We start from the raw sequence: 22030 nt of genomic DNA on the forward strand, positions 1-22030 counted from the left end.
CCCCCCCCCCAATGTGGGGTTACCTTGAGCTTGTCACCTCCTGGTTTCCCGCTGTTCACCACTAAAAGGCTGCCCATTCGAGCGAGGTTCCTTGGCGAGCCCTCCCTCCACAACATCCGCCCAGGAGCTCAAAGAATTTACTGCGCGTTCACATCGATCCTAAGTTTCCTTAACTTCGGTGCAGTTAGATTGACGTTCCTGATCACTACTCTCTCTGGAGGAACTTCCCGATGAAGCCAAAGCACTCATCTCTCGCTGCCCTAGCCCTTGCTTCAACCGTTCTTCTTAGCTCGTGCGGTGAGCCTGCGACCGACGATGAAGATACGCAGGCCGCAAGCGATTCAACCACCATTACCGTCTATACGTCCGAGCCAGAAGAAAAGGTCGATGAAATCAATGCGGCCTTCAACGAGGAACACCCCGATATCGAGGTCAAGGTATACCGCGCCGGTACCGGCGATTTGAACGCGCGCATTTCTTCGGAGAAGCAATCTGGCGATATCGAAGCGGATGTTTTCTGGGCAGCCGATGCACCTACCTTTGAAAATTACGGTGAGGATGGCGATCTCATCGAGCTTGCCGATCTCGATTCCGATGACATCATCGACGAGGCCAAGGATGACGAGAATTTTTATGTCGGCACGCGCATCATCCCTACGGTCATTGCTTATAACACCGATGAAATCGCAGAAGGCGATGCCCCGACCTCGTGGGCGGATCTCACCGATCCGAAGTACAAGGACAAACTCGTCATGCCTAACCCAGCGGTCTCTGGTGCGGCGGCCTTCAATGCCTCAGCATGGAAGAACAATTCAGACCTCGGTGAAGCGTGGATCGAAGACCTGGGCAAGAATTCCCCGATGATCGCAGAGTCCAATGGCCCTACCTCCCAGGAAATCGCCTCCAGTTCTAGGCCCGTAGGTGTGGTTGTCGATTACTTAGTCCGCGACCTCGCGGATAAGGGATCCCCGGTTGCCCTTGCCTACCCCACCGAGGGATCACCGTATATTTCTGAGCCTGCGGGCGTATTCAAAGACTCCAAGGAGCAAGAAGCGGCACAGAAGTACATCAACTTCCTGCTTTCGAAGAAGGCACAAGAAATTGCCGTCGAGCAGTCGTACCTGCCTGTGCGCGAGGATGTGGGAACCCCAGCGGGCACCCCTGAACTCGCAGACATTGAGCTCATGGACCAGGACCTGGAGAAAATCACCGAGGATAAAGACGTCGCCGTCGAGGTATTCCAAAAGGCAGTGGCTTCCTAGTTCTTGATGGCTCGTTTGTTGAAAAATCCCTCTGTATCCGCGCTGCGCGTTGGCGTGTGGCTCATTGCCATTGGCCTGTTCATCGCGCCTTTGGCCCTTGTTGTCTCCCTTGCACTGGGTGGAAACCAAATTCCCGTCCTGCTAGAGCAAGGGCTCGGTAGTGCTACATGGAATTCGCTTTTCACCACGGCTCTTTCGGCGCTCGCCGCCGTCATCATCGGCACCGTTATTGCCATCGCGCTAGACCGCACGGATATTTACGGCTCTTCGGTTCTGCGCCTATTCCTGCTCTCGCCACTCTTGGTTCCGCCATTTATCGGAGCGATCGCCTGGATTCAACTCTTCGGCCCGAATCAGGGTTTGAATAAGCTCTTTGGGTTCGAAATATGGAATATCTACGGCGCAGACGGGGTCATTGCGCTGATGACTATCCACTCTTTTCCCACGGCATACGTCATCATTTCTTCGAGCCTGCGCTCCATCTCTACTGATTTTGAGCTAGCCGCCCGAGTATCTGGTGCTTCCGTGATGACTGTTCTGCGCACGGTCACCCTTCCGCTCCTGCGCCCTGCGCTGTTATCCGCGTTTACCCTCACGGCAATTGCTAATCTGGCGGATTTCGGAATTCCTGCCATTATCGGCTCGCCGGCTCGATTCGAAACGCTCGCGACGATGATTTACCGGTTCATTGATTCCGGCACCGTATCCAACCCCTTGCAGGTGGTTTCGACCATCGGCGTCGTCCTCTTATTTCTGGGAATCGGCGCAGTCATCATGGACTATCTCACCTCCCTGAAAAACTCGTCTTCTACCCATGACTCCGGAAGCCCGGCGCGCTTTGCGCTGCATTCAGCGCGTTGGCCGGTCACGATCATCATGTGGGTGTGCGGGCTCGCCATTTCCATTGGCCCGATCCTCGGTTTGGCCTACCGCGCGTTGCTGCCAGCCCCTGGAGTTCCGTTTACCTTAGAAACCATCTCGTTGGCGAATTTTAGCAGTGCTTTATCCAACCCGCGCGTTATCGACGGCCTAACCAATTCCGCATTTCTGTCAATAACCGCCGCGATAATCTGCGGGATTCTTGGCTGGGTCATCGGAATTCTAGTGACTCGGACCCAGGCCCGGGGAAATACCCTTTTAACGCTGTCTGCGCTGCTACCGAGCGCGCTGCCGGGGCTCATCATCGGCGTCGCCTGGCTGATTGCCGGGCGCTATACCGGGCTATATAACACCATTTGGATAATCCTTATCGCTTACGTCTGCGCTTTTACCGCACTCGTTGTCCAATCCGTGCGTGCCCCGCTAATAAGCACCCCGGTCACCGTGGAAGAAGCAGCGCGTATTTCTGGCGCCACGCAGCTTAAGGCGCTATTTACTACCACCGGCGCAATGACCATTCCGGCGGCGATCTCCGGTGCGGTGCTCGTCGCGGTGACCGCGATTCGAGAACTTACTATTTCCGTACTCCTCGTCGCCCCGGGAACTACAACGCTGGGTGTGCAAGTCTTCAACCTGCAACAGGCAGGAAATTATAACCAGGCATCGGCACTCGCTTTGCTCTTTGCGCTGCTAGGCATCATTGCCCTCGCACTGACTATCCGCGCTCCTAAGGTAAGGACTTAATAATGGCGAAAATTGCAGCTTCCCACCTCACGGTCACTTTTCCGGATGGAACCACCGGCCTGCGCGATATCAACCTCTCCATCGAGCCTGGGGAACTCATTGCACTCGTTGGCCCGTCAGGCTCCGGTAAAACCACGCTCCTGCGCACCATCGCTGGTTTTATTTCTCCATCGTCAGGTGAGCTTTACATAGATGGCCGGCAGATGACTGATATTCCGCCGGAGAAACGCGGCATCGGCATGGTCTTCCAACAGCACGCGATCTGGCCGCACATGTCTGTAAAGGACAATGTTGGCTACCCGCTGCGCCGGGCGAAAGTAGCAAAGGCCGAGCGCGAAGAGCGCATATCTGAGACTTTAGCTCTCGTGGGCCTGCCAGGATTCGAAGACCGTACACCAGACAGCCTTTCTGGCGGGCAGCGCCAGCGCGTTGCCCTGGCCCGAGCGATCGTCGCTAAGCCCAAAGTTTTATTACTGGATGAGGCGCTTTCCGCCCTCGATGAACCATTGCGCGATAATTTGCGCCGCGAGCTGGTAGCCCTGACACAAAAGCAACGCCTAACCACGGTGCACGTCACCCACGATCGCGCCGAGGCGCTGGCAATCGCAGATAGAGTCGTGGTTCTAGACGGCGGCGAAATCCAGCAGATTGCTACTCCGCAACAGCTGCTGGAAAATCCCGCTAGCCCGGTGGTCGCGGGATTTATTGCGGATGCCACGATTGTCCAGACCACTATCTCAGGAGGCCGCGTCGAGTGCCCGACTCTTGGTATCTCTTGGCCGTTGAGTGACGTAACCGTGCGAGGCGAAGGCACTAAGGCCGCCATCTTGCCGCACCACGCGACGATCGTGGAGGAAAACCATCCAGGTGCCACGGTTGCGGCGGTGGTTGACTCCGCCATTTTCGAAGCCGGACACTACTCCGTTACCGCCTCCCATGAGTCTGGGGTCACGTTCCGGACTACCGCAGATAATAAACCAGAGCTTGGACAATCGGTGCGTATCCGCTTCTCGCCGCCGTTGATATATTAAGTGCGCACTGTGTCCGATTTCCTATCGCTGCATTTAATCCTTTGCTGCAGCGTGGCCTATATCCCGAGCCTGGCTTAAGCTTTAAGCCATGAGTGAAATCACGAAGCAGTATTCCGTTGACCTTAACCGCGTAGAAAATTCGGTGTACCGCGCCACCAATGCGGACGGCGCCAGCATCGAGTTTGGCCGCGGGGAGGGCCTGTTATCGCCGGTGGAGCTCCTGCTAGCCGCCGTCGCCGGGTGCACCGCGGTAGACGTGGATGTTGTAACCTCCCGGCGCACCGAGCCGGAGTCTTTCCAGGTGCGCGCAGAGGGCAACCGCGTGGATGAGGATGGCGCCTCGCGGCTTTCCGATGTCCGCGTCGCCTTCGACCTCGCCTTCCCCTCCACCCCAGACGGCGATAAGGCCCGCGCGCTCGTGGATAACCTCATCCGCATTTCCCACGAGAAGGACTGCACGGTATCGCGCACCGTGGAACACGCCACAAACGTGGAATTTAGCAACGTGTCAAAATAAACACGATCCACCCACCGCCTCCTGCTATGGTGCATTTGTTAACTATTGTGACTAATGCGATCACTGCAGGAGCTTTTCATGTCACCGTCTCTGTCTCGTCGCGGCCTCTTGAAGGCAAGCGCCCTTGCCCTTACCGCTGGGGCCATTGGTACGGCCGCACCCTCTGCCGCCGCCCTCGGCCCGGTGCGCGGGACCATCATTGACTTTTCCTCTGGCGTCCCCTCCCCCGCCGCCATCAAGCGCGCGGGCCATATCGGCGCTATTCGCTACGTCTCCAATAAGCGTCCCGGCGCGGCCTGGATGACCGGCAAGCCGGTCACGCTGCAAGAGACTGCTGCCAATGCCGCCGCCGGCCTGCCCACGGCCTCGGTCTATCAATTCGGCCGCGCCGAAACAGCCGATTGGAAGCAGGGCGCGGCAGGCGCCGCCATCCACGCCCCGCAGGCCATCGCACTACACAAAGCCGCCGGTGGCCCCACGAACCGGCCCATTTATATCGCCATCGACGACAACCCCACCCGCGAGCACTACAACCAGTTCATCCGGCCTTACCTGCAGGCGTTTTCCAAGGCGCTGTCTGTAGCCGGTTACCAGACCGGCGTTTACGGCAACTACAACACCATCGAGTGGGCCAGCCGCGATGGGATTGGCACGTTCTACTGGATGCACGATTGGGGTTCCAACGGGAAAATCCACCCCAAGACCACCATTCACCAGCTTCCGCAGTCGCGCCAGCAGACCATCGAGAACGTCATCGTCGATGTCAACGAGGTCTACGCCAGCGACTGGGGCCAATGGACACCCGGCTCCAAGCAGCCAGGCATCCAGGATCTCAGCTCTACCCTGGACGAGGCCATCCCCAATATGCCGGATTTGCCGCAGCTCACCGCGGATGGGGTGAGTTTTAAGGGGTCATCGCTAAGCAACGAGCAAATTCGCGGGCTTGCCGATGCCGCCCAGGACATCGCCAAGGCCATTAAGTAGGCCTATTTCCCCTTGGGCTCGGAGGACTTCTTTTCGTCCTTTTTGCCCTCGTCCTTCTTCTCGCTCGAGGTCGGCTTTTCTGAGGTTGTCTCGATGGGTGGGACGTCCTCGGTTGTCTCGATGGGTGGGACGTCCTCGCCGTTCTTGTACTTCAGGAACCGCTCGGTGGCCTTGCCCAGATTCTCGCCGTTGATTTCGCTCTTCACGTAGTCCGTGAGGTCATCGGCGGATCCATTAATGGATGCCGCGGCGACGAAGTTCTTGCCAAAGGACACCGAGGAATTGATCGACTTATCGTTGGACCAGCCCCACTTGCTGCCCACCACATTAGAGAGCTTCGCGGTGCCATAGTCCTGGTCATAGCCATCTTCTGAGACCGGATCCGCTTGCGACATCGCCACCAGCACGGGGTGGGTTTCATCGCGCTTGATGAGCTGGGAAATGAAGCTGGCCACGTCATAGGTGGAGGTTTCCGAATAGCCCCAAGTCTCGCCCGCCTTGGTGGATTCCAGGTGATATTCCTTGGCAATCCTATCGATGGAATCCGGGTACTTCTTGAACAGCTCCTCGGCGCTCTTATCAGAAGAGCTGGCAATCATGCCGAGCGCCTCAAATTTATCTTCGTACTCGCCCTGCTCGATGACGTAGGTAGCGATATAAAGCTTGATGAGGCTGAGCGCCGGGCGGGGATCCTGTTCTGCCGCAGAGCCCATATACATGCCATCGTGCAGGCGAATATAGCTAATGGAATGATCCTCATCCCCCTTGAGGAATTCATTGATCCACGGGGGCACCTTTGATGCCCTATGCGCGGTGATCGTGGTGTCTTCGGCTTTAGCGGTGCTATCTCGCTCGCTATTGCTACACCCAGCAACCGTAGAGCAAGCAAGCATGCACACGGCAAGGGCGGCACCAGCCTTTACTGATGCCGCCGCGTTGAGAGAGGACGGATTAAACACGTCGAACCATATTACCGGTAATTGCTACCTTGTGGGCAATTAGTGCTGGACTGGGGCCTCGACGCCCACACCGGTCAGGGAACGAACTTCCATCTCTGCCGCCAGCTCGTCCAAGTTGTCCGGCTTGGTCACGATGGAGACAAACCAACCAACGAAGAAGGACAGCGGGATGCTGACCAGACCCGGCGAGGTCAGCGGGAAGATAGCCCAGTCCGCGTTCGGGAACATGGCGCTTTCGGTGCCGGATACCGCTGGGGAGAAGAAGATGAGGACCGAGCAGGAGACGACACCGGTGTACATGGAGGCCACGGCACCCGCGGTGTTGAAGCGGCGCCAGTACAGCGAGTACAGGATGGTCGGCAGGTTAGCCGATGCCGCCACTGCGAAGGCCAGGGAGACCAGGAAGGCCACGTTCTGGGTCATCGCCAAGATACCCAAGATGATGGAGACAATACCCAGGACCACCACGGTGGCCTGCGAGACGCGCACCTGCTCTGCCTCGGTGGACTCACCGTTGCGGATAACCGCGTGGTAAATATCGTGCGCGATGGAGGCGGAGGCGGTAATCGCCAAGCCCGCCACCACGGCGAGCACGGTAGCAAAGGCCACGGCGGAAATAATGGCCATGAAGATGGAGCCACCGATTTCCAGTGCCAGCAGCGGTGCCGCGGCGTTCGCGCCACCCGGTGCGTTCAGGATGCGGTCCGGGCCAACCAGTGCGGCTGCACCGTAGCCCAGAATCAGGGTCATCAGGTAGAAGGCACCGATGATAACGATGGCCCAGGTCACGGAGCGACGAGCCTCAACGGCAGTCGGCACGGTGTAGAAGCGCATCAGCACGTGCGGCAAGCCACCCACACCCAGAACCAGGGACATACCCAAGGAGATGAAGTCCAGCTTAGCGGCGGTAGAGCCACCGTACTTCAGGCCCGGTTCCATGATTTCCTTGGCCTCATAGCCCTTTTCATGGAGGTAATCGGACGACGCGTGCATATCAATAGCGGTGCTGAACATGTTGCTAAAGCCACCGCGCAGGGAGACAAACACCATGATGCACATGATGACCACACCGGTCACCAGCAAGACGGCCTTAATCATCTGCACGTAGGTGGTGCCCTTCATGCCGCCGACCAGGACGTAGAGGATCATCAGCACGCCGACGATACCGACGACGACTGCCTGCCACTTGAAGTCATGGATGTTCAGCAGCACGGCCACCAGCGAACCAGCGCCGGCCATCTGTGCAATGAGGTAGAACAGCGTCACGAAGAGGGTGGCGATGGACGCGGCCACGCGCACCGGCTTTTGCTTCAGACGGAAGGACAAAACGTCCGCCATGGTAAAGCGGCCCACGTTACGCATCGGCTCAGCCACGAGCATCAGGGCTACGAGCCAAGCGACGAAGAAGCCGACGGAGTACAAGAATCCGTCGTAGCCGTTAAGCGCCACCGCACCAACGATGCCGAGGAAGGATGCCGCAGAAAGGTAGTCACCGGAAATGGCCAAGCCATTCTGGCGGCCGGAGAACGAGCCACCGCCGGTATAGAAGTCAGACGCCTTCTTCGTAGTCTTGCCGGCGCGCAACACGACGGCCATGGTGACCACAAGGAAGATGCCGAAGATGGAGATATTCAGAATCGGGTTACCGGCAGAAGTTTCTTGTGCAAGGTAAGTGGTAGTCATTTACTTGGCCTCCAACTTCTCGCGAATAGCAACCGATTTAGGCTGAATATTCTTATTGGCGTATTTCACGTAAATCCAGGTAATGATGAACGTGGTCAGGAACTGGGCTAGGCCGAAGACGAGGCCGACGTTCCAGCCGCCATCGCCAAGCTCAATGGCCATAAAATCAGGCGCAAACACGGCGGTGAGCACGTAGACGATGTACCACACGAAAAACGCGACGGTCATGGGAAAAGTGAAACTACGATAAGCGCTGCGCAGTTCGCCAAACTCTTCGCTATCGCGCATTTCTATGTAGTCGGCTGCCGTAAGGTCACGGCGCTCGACGGGAGCAGTTGTATCACTCATAGAAGGGTTGTCTCCTTGGGTGAGAGAGGTTCTGTACAAACGAGGAGCAATGTGTTGTTCATCACTACTCGCGTTGTTATGTAAGATACAGAACATTGTTTGCAAAGCAGTAAATATTGCCAATACACCTCACGCAAACTCCCCCCTTTTAGCCCGATAGGCTCCGGTGAACTGGGCTAATATTCTTTGCAAATCACCCCCTCCACTCAGGATTTATGTGGTTCGCAAATTTTGTTAACTAGACATTAACTGACATTCGCAGTGCTACCGCCGCTCTAATCCTCGCGTGCATTAAAAGCGTTGGCGAAAAATAAAAACAATTCCCACCACAGTTACCACGGCCCATACGATAACTTGGTTTAGCTCCGCAGAAATAGTCTCACTGTCTATGGGCAGCGAAAACATCAAGTCTGCTAAGCCTGCGGAAGCAAAGACTAGGCCGAAAACCTCCAAAATACTTTTGCTCTTCGCCTCGTGTTGTTGCGTAGCAAAATCAATTCTGGCTCTAGCTAGTTCCAAAGCATCCGCAGCGTTATCCATTTCTACTGCGAGCTCACTGGTACGGAAAATATCATCCACAATGGCGGTAGCATCATGGGGTGAGTTAGCACCCAAACGCTGCCCCACCCGCGATCTAATCTGTGAAAATTCTTGACCATCTAACAACAGCTGCAATCCAACTTTTGAATTAGCACGTACCAACGGCGTATCGGAAGCACGTTGATTCAGCCGGTAAGCGGTAAGCCATGTGGATTGGATCCGAAACTCAGAGAGGGTGACCAAGTCTTCCAATAAAGTCCCAGTGCGCGGACATACCACCACGCTGGACCAAGAAGAATAGAAATCACCTTTCGTGGCTTCACACACCACTGGCTCGGGACATTCTTTCGTATTGGCGCGAATCAAGGACTCTACGTGTTCGGAATCTGGTAGTGCTTTGGTAGCCTGGGAGATGCTGCACCCCACAGAGCGAGGATGCAAAAGTGCGGAGAGCAGCAGCCTGTCACTCTCCGGTGAGGTAATAAATGCTGACAGAGAATAGGTGAAGAATCCGTCGACGTGTGCACGGACATCCAATTTGGATTTCTTGGCCAACTTCCTACGCAGCGTGGAAATCAGCTCTTTCCCTTCAGCTACTGAGTCGGGGATCTCCCCCATCTCTATGGCCCGCTGGAATTCTATGCGCCCGATCAGTGCATCGACTGCTTCCGCATATGCAGAAGCAGAAGGATAGGAGTATCCCACTCTGACCACCCCGTATCCAGACTCCGCAATATAAAAAAGCAAGTCCTGCTTTTTAAAAATGCCTACGCAATTGGGAGTCACAACGCGCACATCTATCTGATTGAACCGGCCAGTTACATCGATCCAGCCGCACTCGGTACAGGTACGCCGTGCGACATCGGCAAGCTGCTGTGAGCGCACTGGGGTCCCCAGCTCGAAGGGGAGAAATTCATAGCGCGTAAGCATTAGCGCAGTACGAAGTCGCGCCCGATAAAGCGCTGCAAAAGCCGGAATGCCGCTTTTTCTGCTTCTGGACCCCCATTTGTTGCACAGGCCCGAGTATCTACGGAGACCGAAATGTTGTTATCAAAAAGAAGCGCCGCATTCATAAGGACGCACACGTCCGTATCAATTCCGACGACCGTAACCTCATCCAGATTTTCCCTGCGCACGATATCGAGCAGATTCTGGCCCGCAGAATAACTTGGCTTATCCAGGATATAATCCGCAGCCTCCTGTACTCGCGGATCTAAGTCAATTTCTGGCGATTCTGTTAGCCGTTGCCAGTGAATCTGGGAGCGATACAAAGACCCCTCCGGGTTAAAGAACCTAGTAGCGACTATCACGTCAAAGCGCTCATCGCCCAGTAGCTCGTAAATGGCTGGTAAGCACTGGGAAGTGTACTCAGAAATGAAACCATTTTGAACGTCGATAACTACTAATCCGTGCCTAGACACTTTCCTAACCTCCTTTCACTCTTTGAGTGCCCATTAATTCTGTTCCGCACCCGGGAATTCGCGGGGATCATTAAACATGCGGCCGAAGCCTTCTTGGCCTTCCAAGGAGTCAATAGCCGCGATTTCATCCTTGCCCAGCTCTAGCTCCGCGGCGGCCAGGTTCTCCTTGAGACGCTCGCTGCGGGCGGACTTCGGAATAACGGAAATGCCCTTGGCCATCAGGTACGCCAGTACCACCTGGCCCTCGGTAGCCTCGTGCGCAGCGGCAATCTTTTCAATCTCTGGGTTATTGAGCACCACACCGCGCGCCAGCGGCGACCACGCCTCGGTCACGATGCCGTGCTTGTGGTGAAATTCGCGCAGCTCCGGCTGGGTGAATCCAGGGTGCAGCTCTACTTGGTTGAGCACCGGGGTGATGCCGGTCTTGTCAATGAGATCCTCGAGGACCTCCTCGTAGAAGTTAGCGACACCAATGGAAGCGATCTGACCCATGCCCTGCAGGCGCGCAATGGATTCAAAGGTCTCCACGTACAGCCCGCCCTGTGGCCACGGCCAGTGGATGAGGTACAGGTCCAAGTAATCCAGCTTCAACTTCTCCATGGATTCCTGGAAGGCTTGTTCCGCCTTCTGCGCGCCGTGGTGAGAGTGCCAGACCTTGGAGGTGATAAACAGGTCCTCGCGGGTGACATCGCCCGCGTCAATGGCCTGGTTCAGCGCAGTACCCAAGGCCTCTTCGTTCTTGTACAGCGTCGCCGTATCAAAGTGGCGGTAGCCCAAGTCAATGGCTTCGCGGACTACGCGAATGCATTCATCATCATTAAGCTTGTAGGTGCCCAGACCGAGCTGGGGCATCTCGCGGTCATCATTGAAAGAAATAGTTGGCACAGTCATAGTTCCTATTGTGCCCCAGTTTCCTGTCTTATGCGGGCACTTGAAAGAACTAAGGCCCCAGTACAACGAAAAACCGGCTCCCCTTTTTCGGGAGCCGGTTCAACGTTTTTAGCGCAGTCTAGTCGGCGCGGATGAGGTCAATGATAAAGACCAAGGTGCGGCCGGACAGCGGGTGCGCACCGCCGGCGGGGCCATAGGCCTTTTCCGGCGGGATGATGAGTTGACGGCGACCGCCCACTTTCATTCCCGGGATGCCCTCTTGCCAGCCGGCAATGAGACCGGTCAGTGGGAACTCGATGGACTGACCACGGTCCCACGAGGAATCGAATTCTTGGTTGGTCTCATATTCGGCACCCACGTAGTGGACCTCCACTACGCCACCAGACTGAGCTTCAGCGCCATCGCCTACGACGATGTCCTCGATGACAAGGTCGGTCGGCGCCGGGCCAGACTGGGCTTCAATAACAGGTTTATCCATGGGGATTATTCTCCTTGGGAAATCTAGTTTGTTCGTGCGGTCGCAATAAAACCGAACCGAGCTGCACCAATTATAGTGCTCAAGCCCGATTCGGCTGAATTGGGGCGACCAAAAGCGCTAATTAGCGCTCGCTGCGAGGGGTAACCTTGCGCAGGGTTTCACCGGTGTAAATCTGGCGAGGACGGTTGATCTTGGAGTTCATCTCCAGCTGCTCGCGGTACTGAGCAATCCAGCCCGGCAGGCGGCCGATGGCGAAGAGGACGGTGAAGAAGTCCGTCGGGAAGCCCATGGCGCGGTAGATGAGGCCGGTGTAGAAGTCCACGTTCGGGTAGAGCTTGCGGGAGACGAAGTAGTCATCATTCAACGCAATCTCTTCCAGCTTCATGGCCAAGTCCAGCATCGGGTCGCCGCCCAAGTGATCGATGATCTCGTGTGCAGTTTCCTTGACGATGGCCGCGCGTGGGTCGTAGTTCTTGTACACGCGGTGGCCGAAGCCCATCAGGCGAACGCCCTTTTCCTTGTTCTTCACGCGGTTCATGAAGTCGGTAGCGTCGCCGCCGTTGTTCTTCTCGATGTCCTCGAGCATCTCCAGCACGGCCTGGTTTGCGCCGCCGTGCAGCGGGCCGGACAGGGCGTTGATGCCGCCGGCGATGGAGACGAACATGTTGGCCTGTGCAGAACCAATCATGCGCACGGTGGAGGTGGAGCAGTTCTGCTCGTGGTCAGCGTGCAAGATGAGCAGCTTGTCCAGCGCCTTGGAGACAACCGGGTCAACCTCGTACTCCTCGGTGGGGTAACCGAACATCATGCGCAGGAAGTTTTCGCGCGCATTGAGGTTGTTATCCGGGTACATATAAGGCTTACCCTGGGATGCGCGGAAGGCGTAAGCGGCCAGCATCGGCACCTTAGCCAGCAGGCGAACGGTAGCCTTGTCCAGCTGCTCCTCATCCAGTGGGTCCAGCTGGTCCTGGTAGTAGCTGGAGAGAATGTTCACGGAGGACGCAAGCACGGCCATCGGGTGTGCATCGCGCGGGAAGATGTTGAACTGCGCCTTAAAGTCCTCATCCAAGAGGGTGTGGTGGCGGATGGCGTTATTGAACTCCGACAGCTCCTGCTCATCCGGCAGGTGACCCTTAATCAGCAGGTAGGAAACCTCATTGAAGGTGGCGTTATTTGCCAATTCAGCAATATCGTAGCCACGGTAACGAAGGATGCCCTCCTCACCGTTAATAAAGGTAATCTTGGACTCGGTGGAGCCGGTGGAGGTGTAGCCGGGGTCGAAGGTAACAAGCCCGGTTTCCTTGCGGAGCTTGGAGATATCGAAGCCGGAATCGCCCTCAGTGGACTGCTTGATATCCATCTCGTACTCGTTGCCAGCGTGCTTGAGTACTACCTTGTTTTCTTCAGTAGACACGGAATTTCCTTTCCCTGTTAAAGAGTTCTTTAAAGGCGCCAACTTACGCCGTGAGCCTTTGACCTATTCACACTCTAGCAAACTTTGTGATACTGCCAACAAGTTTATGGACATCAAAATACCTGCCATCCAACCGGAACTGTTCTACACTAGCGGCATGAGTACTCCAGAAATCACACTGCCAGCAGATCTCTTGCCTTCCGATGGCCGCTTTGGCTGCGGCCCCTCCAAGGTGCGCCCCGCCCAGATCGAGGCTATTGACCCCGCTATCGTGGGCACCTCGCACCGCCAGCCGGCGGTGAAAAACCTCGTCGGTTCCGTGCGCGAGGGCTTAAGCGATCTCTTCTCGCTTCCGGAGGGGTACGAAATTGTCCTGTCCTTGGGCGGCGCCACCGCTTTTTGGGATGCGGCTACCTTCGGTCTCATCGAGCGTCAGTCGGCCCACCTTACCTTTGGTGAGTTCTCCACCAAGTTTGCCAAGGCCTCTTCCAAGGCTCCATGGCTCGATGCCCCAGCACTGACCGAATCCCCTGTCGGCACCGCCCCGGATCCGCGCGAGCTTGCTGCCGATGCCGATGTCGCCGCCTGGGCCCACAATGAGACCTCAACCGGTGCGATGACGGAGGTTGTCCGCCCCCACCCCCACAACGACCAGCAGCTCGTGCTTGTCGATGCCACCTCTGGCGCCGGCGGCCTTCCCGTTAATATCGCAGAGACCGACGTGTACTACTTCTCGCCGCAGAAGTGCTTCGCTTCCGACGGCGGCCTTTGGCTCGCCGCCATGTCCCCGGCCGCGCTGGAGCGCATCGAAAAGATCAATAACTCCGACCGCTTCATTCCGGAGTTTTTGAACCTGCAGACCGCGGTGAATAACTCCCGCAAGAACCAGACCTATAACACCCCGGCGATTGCCACCCTGCTCATGCTGGATAACCAGATTAAGTGGATGAATGACAATGGCGGGCTCGACGGCATGGTCAAGCGCACCACCGAATCCTCCTCCACGCTGTACAACTGGGCCGAATCGCGCCCGGAGGCCACCCCATTCGTCAGCGACCCGGCGGCGCGCTCGCTGGTCGTGGGCACCATTGATTTCGACGAATCCGTGGATGCCGCACAACTTGCCGCTACCCTGCGCGCCAACGGCATCCTCGATGTCGAGCCGTACCGGAAGCTGGGCCGCAACCAGCTGCGCGTGGGCATGTTCCCGGCGATTGAAACCGAGGACATCGCCAAGCTCACGCAGTGCATCGACTACGTGCTGGATGCCAACTAAGTCATCAACATGCCCCGCCGCCTCGCATGGCGCGGGGCGTTTTCGCGTTATAGTTGACTGCATCACAGATCCGTCCTTCCGTCGATAGGCAAAGGAGCGCCACACTATGCGCGAGCTGTTTCTCGTTGACAGCGAATCTAGCGAAGACTCATTGGTGTTACGCACCGAAGAAGGCGAAGAGTTTTCCCTTCCCATCACCGATGAGCTGCGTTCCGCCCTCACGCCCACCGCTAGCAAGCCAGAACCGCCGAAGCTAGCGCCGATGCCCAAGCCCTCCCACGAAGAGGAAGAAAAGCAGATCCGGCCGGCGGAGATCCAAAACCGCATCCGTGCCGGTGCTTCCACGGCAGAGCTCGCGGAAGAGATGCACGTCGATGAATCGCGCATCGAGCCCTTTGCTTACCCAGTCATGTTGGAGCGCAATCGCATTTCTGAGGTGTCCAAGCAGGCCCACCCAGTGCGCGAGGACGGCCCCGCCAAGCTCACCCTGTGGGAAGTACTGGCGAGCTCCTTTGCCGCCCGCGGCCACTCCCTCTCGGAGTCCACGTGGGATGCCTACCGCCACCAAGGCGAGCCGTGGGTTGTGCGCGTGACCTGGAAGGCGGGGCTTTCTGAAAACGAGGCGGAATGGACCTTCAAGCAGTCCATGTCCTCCCCCGCTACGGTCGAGGCCCGCAACTCGGTCGCGGCAGACCTTACGGACCCGGACTTCGTACAGCCGGTGCGCTCACTAACCTCCTTGGGCAGCGGCCGCTACGACGAAGCCATTGACGGCGATCAGCCCGCCAATGTCACCGATATTTCCGGTCCCAGCGAGGAGACGGAAGAAGAGGAATTCCTGCAGAATCCTTCCTCCGAGTCCAAGCCCTCGAAGCGCCGCCGCAAGGCCGTCACCCCACACTGGGAGGACGTGCTCTTGGGCGTTCGCTCCAATACCAAGCGTCCGAGGGACTAAACAGTGGACATCTCTCATGCCGTTCTCACGCTGTGGTACATCTCCAAGCCCGGCGCCGAAGAAGTTCTCAAGACCGAGCCCAAGGCGGACCGCGGGTTCGGCCGCAAGTTCCTAGCCCAGCTCAACCCCAAGTTCCCGGTCACCCCGATTGGGCAATTCCCCCTGAACCGCTCCGCGCAGACGGATCCGAATGAGTACTACATCGGCGGCTACCCGGGCATTACCGTGGTGCAAACGGTCTGCGAGGGCGATTCAGTGCTGCTTTCCCAGCTGCCGAAAGACCTCTTAAGCGCGGTCCCCGCCCAGCGGGTCATCGCGCTTGTCAGTAACGCAGACGAGGACTATGCGGGCTTCGCGCTGTGGGAAGGCGGCGAGCTCAAGCGCTGCCTGTGCGCCACCCGTGACCGCCTCTACGAGGACACCGGCCTACCCGAGCCCTTTGAGGCGCCGTTCTGGGCCGGCGAAAAGGACGAATCCCTCGGCGGCATTTCCCTACCGTTTCGGCCCCACAGCATCATGGAGGCCTCCCAAGAACACTGGTTAGGCATCACCGTGGGGCAGGAAGGCCCAGACCTGGACGTCGTGGGCTATGCCGTCGACGGGCGCCCAGAGCCCAAGATCGATCCGCCGAAGCCAAAGCAGCCGGTCAGCGAGTTCGCCGCCCAATCCGCAAACAGGCTGGGCCTCAACGACTATGACGACTACGAGGACCACGATGCCGAGCCGGATTCCACTGGCGATGAGATCCTTTCCACCGCGAAGCAGCTCGGTTCGCTGATTGGCAACTGGCTGCGTCAGACGTTTAAGTCACTTAAGGATCGCTGGCGCTCATAAAAGGAAATGGCGGCCGCGGTCGCAACGTTTAGGGAATCAGTTCCTGGGGCCATTGGTATCCGCGCGCGGATATCGGTGGCCTTCATTGCGTGCTCGGTAAGCCCGGGGCCCTCCGCGCCTACCAGCATGGCCACCTTGTCCTGCCCGTGCATGGCCTCTGCCAGGTGCACCGCTTGGGGGTTGGGGGTTAAGGAAATGAGGGTAAAGGAGGCATCGGCAAGCGCCTGCAAGGAATGCTGCCACGTGGTGAAACCACCCTCCAAATGGGCAAAGGGCACGCGCAGCACGTGGCCCATGGATACGCGCACCGAGCGGCGATAGAGCGGATCCGCAGCGCCTGAGCCCAGCAATACCGCATCCACGTTCATGCCGGCTGCGTGGCGGAAAATGGCGCCGATATTTTCATGATCCCCCACGCCCTCCAGCACGGCGATGGTGCGGGAACGCTCCAGAATCTCGCCCACCTCCGGCTCTGGGGCGCGGTCCGCTGCGGCAACCAGCCCGCGGTGCATATCGAAGCCCGCGACCTCCGCAAGGGTCTCGCGCGAGACCTCGTAGACGGGGCACTCGGGCTCGCCGTACTGGGCAAAGAAGGCCTCCAGCTTCTGGGGAAAGCCCACCAGGCAACGCATAGGGAACCGCGATTCCATGAGGCGGGCGGCCACCAGGGGGCCTTCTGCAATGACCAAACCCTCGCCGGATTTATCGGATTTGTTGAGGTTCCGAATATCGTCCAGGCGAGGGTCACGGGGATCAGAAATATGCATGCCTTCCAGGCTAGCCGATGGCCTCCGAAATCGGATCGATGCCAAAGTAAATGACGAACAAGCCAGCAAGCAGCCACATGATCCAGTGCACCTGCTTGGCCTTACCAGCAAAGGTCGACATGAGCGCGAAGGTAATAAAGCCCACGCCGATGCCGTTGGCAATGGAATAGGTAAACGGCATGACCACGATGGTTAAAAAGGCCGGGATGGCCACTTCCATGCGCGTCCACGGAATATCCGTGAGCTGCGCAGCCATCATCACACCCACGATAACCAGCACCGGCGCAGCGGCCTCGATGGGCACGATCTCATAGAGCGGGGTGAAAAACATGGCGGCGATAAACAGCAGGCCGGTCATGATATTGGCCAGGCCGGTGCGGGCGCCATCGGCAATGCCGGCAGAGGAATCCGCAAAGACGGTATTCGAGGATGCCGAGCCCAAACCACCGGCCACCGCGCCGGCGCCTTCCACAACCAGCGCCTTCTTCATGGCTGGCAGGTTGCCGTTGTCATCCACGAGCTTGGCCTGCTTGCCCAGCCCGGTCATGGTGCCCATGGCATCAAAGAAGTTGGTCAGCAGCAGGGTAAAAATGAGCAGAACCGTGGAGATCACGCCAATATTGGCAAAGGCGCCCACCAGGTTCACATCGCCCACGATGGAAAGATCCGGCAGGCCTCCCAGCGCATCCGGGGTCTCTGGGGCGGCCATGCCCCAGTCCTCGGAGTCCGTGAGCGCCTGAACAATAAAAGCAATCACGGTGTTAAGGATGATGGCAATAAAAAGCCCGCCCGGCACATTGCGGATGACCATGAAGGCACAAATAATAAGACCAATGACAAAGACCACCGCCGGCCAGGTGGCAATCGAGCCATTAATGCCCAGCCCCACCGGCACGGTGGTCTGTGCGGCATCGGGCACGCGGGTGACGAACCCGCCATCCACGAAACCGATCATGGCGATGAACATGCCAATGCCCACGCCCATCGCGGCCTTCATCGGCTGCGGGATGGCGTCAAATACCGCGGTGCGGAATCCGGACACGGCGAGCAGGACGATGATAAGGCCCTCGATTACCACGAGGCCCATTGCTTCTTGCCAGGTCAGCCCGCTGGTGGCGACCATGCTGACGGCAACGAAGGTATTCATGCCCAGGCCCGCGGCCATGGCGAAGGGGTACTTCGCAATCGCACCGAAGGCAATGGACATCACGCCGGCGACCAGCGCCGTGGCGGCCGCAACCTGCGGCACGCCTAAGGTATAGCCCTCCGCGTCCGGGCTCGTGCCCAGGATCAGCGGGTTGAGCAAAATAATGTATGCCATGGCGAAGAACGAGACCGTTCCCGCGCGTAGCTCGGTTCCGATGGTGGAACCGCGTTCAGAAATGTGGAAATAGCGATCGAGAGTGGCTTTCACGCCGTGCCCTTTCACGTAGAGCGGTATTTTTACGCCCTAAGTGTGCTGCCTTAATCCTCAAAATCAAAATCTTGGTAAATGGGCTTTTCATCATCGAAGGCCGCGGCCGGCGCCTTCTCCTCGCTCACCCGCGTCTGCGAATGCGCACCGCAACCGTAGCGCGCATGTACAACGCGACCATCGGCGGAATACTCGTTGGCGCATACCCCAAAGTTATCCATGAATTGCATATAAAAAGCGCACGTGCGGCACTGCAGGTGCGCCTTGGCCGCCATCTCCGAGGTTGGGCCATATTCTTCTTGCCAGCGATGCTTGGCATCCGCCAGCCCCTTGGCGGAAAGCTCATCTCCATTCAGGCGCTCATCATCGATGGCCGGCGGCATGAGGTCTCCCGGGCCCAAATCCCCCGGCAGCACGCGATCCTCATACGGCACCCACTCCGGGGCCTGCAGCGCCTCCCCGCCCGGCACCAGCGCCACCTCGTTGACGGTGACGTAGCGCGAGCCATCCGCGCACGCGAGCACGGCCTGCCATTCCCATCCTGGGTAGCCCGGCATATCCGCCGCAAAGCGATGGGTGACAACGTTGCGGCCCATTCCGGCGACGCCCCTATGCTTGCCGATGCCCCCTTCCCCCACCTCTTCCAATGCCTCACGCGCAATGCGTACGGCGCGGGAATCGATCAACGGATTTGCTTTTCGCTTAGTCACGCCCCTCATTATTCATGATGGCCCGCCAACAGTGGTACATATGGTGCATGTCGTTTCTCCGCCGCGCCGCGCTCATTGCCGTGCCCTGCTGCGCCTTAACAGCCTGCTCTTCTGATGCTTCTGAATCTTCCTCCCCCGAGCACCTATCAGTGGAAGTCCTCGATACCGCGCCGCTGCCAGAGAACTCCTTTACGCAAGGCCTAGAAGAAGACGGAGAGGGCAACCTCCTGCTCGGCACCGGGCAATGGGGCGAATCCAAGCTCATCCGCTTCTCCCCTGAAACCGGCGAGGTCCTCCAAGCCCATGCCCTGGATGACTCGCTTTTTGGGGAAGGCATTACCCAATACGGCGATTCCATCTGGCAATTGACCTGGAAGCGCGGGCAGGCCCTGCGCTATGACGGCGACTTCCAGCGCACTGGGACCGCCACCTATACCGGCGAAGGCTGGGGGCTTTGTGCCAACCAGGACGAGCTCATCATGTCCGATGGCACCTCTACCCTGCGGCACATGGATCCGGAAACCTTTGCGGAGCGCTCCACCACCGAGGTCACCCTCGAGGGCTCGCCCGTAGAGGATCTCAACGAGCTGGAATGCGTGGACGGTGATGTCTATGCCAACGTGTGGCAGACCAACGATATCTACCGCATCGATCCCTCCTCTGGGGAGGTCACCGCGGTGATTTCTACCGATGCCATCGATAAGTCGAAATATACCGATCCCGATGATGTCTTAAACGGCATCGCGCATATCGCGGGCACCGATGAATTCTGGCTTACCGGCAAGCGGTGGGATGAGCTCTACCGCGTTCGAGTAAAGTAATGGGCCATGGCAACCCGTAAGGAAGCAAGGAAAAAGTCGCTGCTGCAGATCCTCGCGCTCATCGTAGTCGTGGCGCTCATCGTCGCCTCCGTGGTGATCTTTCAGAGTTGGCACAATTCGCGGCCAGGCCCAGAGCCGAGTGAGATCGCGATTACCGCCTCCGTGGGAGATAACTCGAAGGAGGTCACGCCCTACCTCGTCTGCGAGCCGGGAACCGAGTGCCCCGAAGGCGATGTTCCCCAGTTAACGGTGGGCAAAGATGACACCTTGCACCTAGAGATCCCCGAGGAGATTTCTAATCACGAATGGAAGGTGCTCTCCATTTATGATGACCCCGCCGCCAATGACGAAACCTCTCACGGTGCGAATGAAACGACCGAGGTAGATATCCCCGGTTCGGTAGATCCCATCGAGGCATCGACTGGCGAGCGCCCCCGGCTTATGGTGGTGGAGGTTTCCTCCCTCATGATTGGCACCGACGACGATGGCGAAGAAACCCCCCTCGCCACCGTGTGGTCCCTATCCACCATGGATGATTAACTATCTAAATCCTTCGCAATCGCGCGCAGGATTTCTGCTACTTGGCGCCCGGTTTTGCGCTCGGGGTAGCGACCCGAGTTCAACACCGGCTGCACCTGCGATTCCAGCAGGGTCATAACATCAGAGACCATGCTGCCGAGCTCTTCCGGCTTACGCGACGGCGTGCGGCGGCGCGGCTTGTCCAGCACGCGCACCCGCAGCGCCTGCGGTCCGCGGCGCCCCGCCGCGAAATCGAATTCGATGCGCTGGCCCGGAAAGATTTCTTCTACTCCCTCGGGCAGGACATTCCGGCCGACGTAGACGTCTTCATCGCCCGGGTTGCTAACGAAACCGAAACCTTTCTCGGCGTCATACCACTTCACTTTGCCAATGGGCATAGGTATCCACCTCTTCTCTTGGGTAAATTCTTAAGTTTAGCTGGAAGTTATACAGAACAGAAGTTCCACATGTAATGTGATATAGTTCACACTACCGCACCTACCTGCGGAAACTTTGCGGACAGAACCACAATAGTCTCAATTCTTTCCCATTTAGTGCCCAGAACGTGACTATTTCGTTATAAACCGCTACGCTGGCCCCCAGTGTCGCCGCAAAGAAGGTTTCCCCGCCCATCCTTTCTTCTAGGCGCAAAACATTTCCATGAAAACGGGCACCACGGAAAGGACTACTTTTATGGGACGCCACTCCGCTAAGACTAACCACTTTGCCGCTAAGTTCACCGCAGGCACCGTTGCCTTGGGTGCAGCCGCCGCCATCATGGCACCGAACGCCGCCGCTGCCCCTGACTCTGACTGGGACCGCCTCGCACAGTGTGAGTCCGGCGGCGACTGGCACATCAACACCGGAAATGGCTACCACGGCGGCCTGCAGTTCAACGCGCAGACTTGGCAGGCATACGGCGGCGGTGAATTCGCCCCTACTGCTAACCAGGCAACCCGCGAGCAGCAGATTGTCATCGCTGAGCGCACCCTGGCTAACCAGGGCTGGGGCGCATGGCCTGCGTGCTCGGCTTCCCTTGGCCTGAACTCCGCGCCGACCGAGCGCACCGCTCCTTCCGCACCCGCTGAGACACCGCAGCCAGTGCAGCAGGCAGTAGAAAACAAGTCCGATGAGCTCGCTGTAGACGCCGTCTACAACCTCGTTAAGGACACCGCTAACGCTTATGGCCTGCAGCTGCCGGCGCAGTTCACCGACTTCTACCACGCCAACCGCCACGACTTTGATGCGTTCTACTCCGCAAACCGCAACGTCATCGACCCGGTTGCACAGCTGGTTGAGAACTTCAGCCGCTAACAAGCGCATAAAAATTCCCCTTGCCTTTCACGGCAAGGGGAATTTTTTAGCGGTTGATGCGGGTATAAGGATGAACGTAGTTCAACTTCTCTGCCGGCATCGGCAGCACCAAGTCATCGCCGTAGGGGCTGGAAGCACCAGCAAAAGGCGCAGAAATTTCCGTAATTGCATGCTCGCGGTGTTCATTGTCCGGCCACGCCGGGGAAACAAAGCCATTCTTTTCATTCGACATAGTTTTATTATTTCAAACCTCGGGCAAAAACGTAACT

24 protein-coding genes are annotated in these 22030 nt (G+C 57.9%); 11 read left to right on the top strand and 13 right to left on the bottom strand.

Annotated elements, in window-relative coordinates; genetic code table 11:
- Positions 1 to 230 precede the first annotated feature (230 nt).
- From ABRP98_RS08860 to ABRP98_RS08880, 5 genes are all read left to right on the top strand, one after another.
- Entirely contained in the window at positions 231 to 1262 is a 1032-nt protein-coding gene (locus tag ABRP98_RS08860) for an ABC transporter substrate-binding protein (RefSeq protein WP_349858775.1), read from the top strand.
- A gap of 18 nt (positions 1263 to 1280) precedes the next feature.
- Complete coding sequence (locus tag ABRP98_RS08865) at positions 1281 to 2885, top strand: ABC transporter permease (protein WP_502878796.1); 1605 nt, start codon at positions 1281 to 1283, stop codon at positions 2883 to 2885.
- Positions 2886 to 2887: 2 nt separating this feature from the next.
- Entirely contained in the window at positions 2888 to 3916 is a 1029-nt protein-coding gene (locus ABRP98_RS08870) for an ABC transporter ATP-binding protein (RefSeq protein ID WP_349858778.1), read from the top strand.
- 88 nt (positions 3917 to 4004) lie between these two features.
- On the top strand, positions 4005 to 4433 hold the full coding sequence (locus tag ABRP98_RS08875; RefSeq protein WP_349858780.1) for an OsmC family protein: 429 nt from the start codon (positions 4005 to 4007) through the stop codon (positions 4431 to 4433).
- Positions 4434 to 4511: 78 nt separating this feature from the next.
- On the top strand, positions 4512 to 5417 hold the full coding sequence (locus ABRP98_RS08880) for a DUF1906 domain-containing protein (RefSeq protein WP_284852320.1): 906 nt from the start codon (positions 4512 to 4514) through the stop codon (positions 5415 to 5417).
- A 2-nt stretch (positions 5418 to 5419) separates the two neighbouring features.
- Here the strand turns inward: ABRP98_RS08880 and ABRP98_RS08885 are convergent, their stop codons facing one another.
- The 8 genes from ABRP98_RS08885 to ABRP98_RS08920 all read right to left on the bottom strand — a co-directional run bounded on the left by ABRP98_RS08885 (position 5420) and on the right by ABRP98_RS08920 (position 13151).
- Positions 5420 to 6376, bottom strand: a complete 957-nt coding sequence (locus ABRP98_RS08885) for a hypothetical protein (protein WP_349858782.1) — start codon at positions 6374 to 6376, stop codon at positions 5420 to 5422.
- Between the two features lie 39 nt (positions 6377 to 6415).
- Positions 6416 to 8059, bottom strand: a complete 1644-nt coding sequence (locus ABRP98_RS08890; protein ID WP_349858784.1) for a monocarboxylic acid transporter — start codon at positions 8057 to 8059, stop codon at positions 6416 to 6418.
- Positions 8060 to 8407 (bottom strand): DUF485 domain-containing protein, encoded by a 348-nt coding sequence (locus ABRP98_RS08895; RefSeq protein WP_284770573.1) that lies wholly within the window; start codon positions 8405 to 8407, stop codon positions 8060 to 8062.
- 291 nt (positions 8408 to 8698) lie between these two features.
- Complete coding sequence (locus tag ABRP98_RS08900) at positions 8699 to 9877, bottom strand: hypothetical protein (protein WP_349858786.1); 1179 nt, start codon at positions 9875 to 9877, stop codon at positions 8699 to 8701.
- Positions 9877 to 10368, bottom strand: coding sequence for a cysteine hydrolase family protein (locus ABRP98_RS08905; RefSeq protein ID WP_349858787.1), 492 nt, complete (start codon positions 10366 to 10368; stop codon positions 9877 to 9879). The genes ABRP98_RS08900 and ABRP98_RS08905 overlap by 1 nt, the downstream gene beginning before the upstream one ends.
- Before the next feature lie 33 nt (positions 10369 to 10401).
- Positions 10402 to 11259 (bottom strand): aldo/keto reductase, encoded by an 858-nt coding sequence (locus ABRP98_RS08910; RefSeq protein WP_502878797.1) that lies wholly within the window; start codon positions 11257 to 11259, stop codon positions 10402 to 10404.
- A gap of 118 nt (positions 11260 to 11377) precedes the next feature.
- Positions 11378 to 11737, bottom strand: a complete 360-nt coding sequence (locus tag ABRP98_RS08915; protein ID WP_349858789.1) for an FKBP-type peptidyl-prolyl cis-trans isomerase — start codon at positions 11735 to 11737, stop codon at positions 11378 to 11380.
- A 121-nt stretch (positions 11738 to 11858) separates the two neighbouring features.
- Positions 11859 to 13151, bottom strand: a complete 1293-nt coding sequence (locus ABRP98_RS08920) for a citrate synthase (RefSeq protein ID WP_284770571.1) — start codon at positions 13149 to 13151, stop codon at positions 11859 to 11861.
- Positions 13152 to 13308: 157 nt separating this feature from the next.
- On the opposite strand from ABRP98_RS08920, the gene serC reads away from it, so the two are divergent.
- From serC to ABRP98_RS08935, 3 genes are all read left to right on the top strand, one after another.
- Positions 13309 to 14427 (top strand): phosphoserine transaminase, encoded by a 1119-nt coding sequence (gene serC / locus ABRP98_RS08925; RefSeq protein ID WP_349858791.1) that lies wholly within the window; start codon positions 13309 to 13311, stop codon positions 14425 to 14427.
- 106 nt (positions 14428 to 14533) lie between these two features.
- On the top strand, positions 14534 to 15382 hold the full coding sequence (gene sepH, locus ABRP98_RS08930) for a septation protein SepH (RefSeq protein ID WP_349858793.1): 849 nt from the start codon (positions 14534 to 14536) through the stop codon (positions 15380 to 15382).
- 3 nt (positions 15383 to 15385) lie between these two features.
- A complete protein-coding gene (locus ABRP98_RS08935; RefSeq protein WP_284796818.1) occupies positions 15386 to 16216 on the top strand; it encodes a DUF6928 family protein in 831 nt (276 codons plus the stop codon).
- Here ABRP98_RS08935 and ABRP98_RS08940 read toward each other — a convergent pair.
- Genes ABRP98_RS08940 through ABRP98_RS08950 form a run of 3 tightly spaced genes read right to left on the bottom strand, consistent with a single transcriptional unit; the run spans position 16177 to position 19116 of the window.
- Complete coding sequence (locus ABRP98_RS08940) at positions 16177 to 16983, bottom strand: TrmH family RNA methyltransferase (RefSeq protein WP_349858794.1); 807 nt, start codon at positions 16981 to 16983, stop codon at positions 16177 to 16179. The two genes, ABRP98_RS08935 and ABRP98_RS08940, sit on opposite strands and share 40 nt — an antisense overlap.
- A gap of 10 nt (positions 16984 to 16993) precedes the next feature.
- Entirely contained in the window at positions 16994 to 18397 is a 1404-nt protein-coding gene (locus ABRP98_RS08945; RefSeq protein WP_349858796.1) for an NCS2 family permease, read from the bottom strand.
- 50 nt (positions 18398 to 18447) lie between these two features.
- Positions 18448 to 19116, bottom strand: coding sequence for a DUF3027 domain-containing protein (locus ABRP98_RS08950; RefSeq protein ID WP_349858798.1), 669 nt, complete (start codon positions 19114 to 19116; stop codon positions 18448 to 18450).
- Between the two features lie 5 nt (positions 19117 to 19121).
- Here ABRP98_RS08950 and ABRP98_RS08955 point away from each other — a divergent pair, with 5 nt between their 5' ends.
- Positions 19122 to 19928 carry a glutaminyl-peptide cyclotransferase gene (locus ABRP98_RS08955; RefSeq protein WP_349858799.1) on the top strand — a complete coding sequence of 269 codons (807 nt, stop codon included), beginning with the start codon at positions 19122 to 19124 and terminating at the stop codon, positions 19926 to 19928.
- Positions 19929 to 19934: 6 nt separating this feature from the next.
- Complete coding sequence (locus tag ABRP98_RS08960) at positions 19935 to 20468, top strand: DUF2771 domain-containing protein (RefSeq protein WP_284640777.1); 534 nt, start codon at positions 19935 to 19937, stop codon at positions 20466 to 20468.
- On the opposite strand, the gene ABRP98_RS08965 is transcribed toward ABRP98_RS08960, so the two are convergent.
- On the bottom strand, positions 20465 to 20845 hold the full coding sequence (locus ABRP98_RS08965; protein WP_349858802.1) for a cold-shock protein: 381 nt from the start codon (positions 20843 to 20845) through the stop codon (positions 20465 to 20467). The genes ABRP98_RS08960 and ABRP98_RS08965 overlap by 4 nt on opposite strands.
- A gap of 295 nt (positions 20846 to 21140) precedes the next feature.
- Between ABRP98_RS08965 and ABRP98_RS08970 the strand changes: the two genes are divergently transcribed.
- Positions 21141 to 21761 carry a resuscitation-promoting factor Rpf1 domain-containing protein gene (locus ABRP98_RS08970; protein WP_284610348.1) on the top strand — a complete coding sequence of 207 codons (621 nt, stop codon included), beginning with the start codon at positions 21141 to 21143 and terminating at the stop codon, positions 21759 to 21761.
- A gap of 46 nt (positions 21762 to 21807) precedes the next feature.
- Here the strand turns inward: ABRP98_RS08970 and ABRP98_RS08975 are convergent, their stop codons facing one another.
- Complete coding sequence (locus ABRP98_RS08975) at positions 21808 to 21993, bottom strand: hypothetical protein (protein ID WP_005279826.1); 186 nt, start codon at positions 21991 to 21993, stop codon at positions 21808 to 21810.
- Positions 21994 to 22030: the final 37 nt, after the last annotated feature.

Source organism: Corynebacterium sp. KPL2838, assembly GCF_040225455.1.
GTDB classification, from domain to species: domain Bacteria; phylum Actinomycetota; class Actinomycetes; order Mycobacteriales; family Mycobacteriaceae; genus Corynebacterium; species Corynebacterium rhinophilum.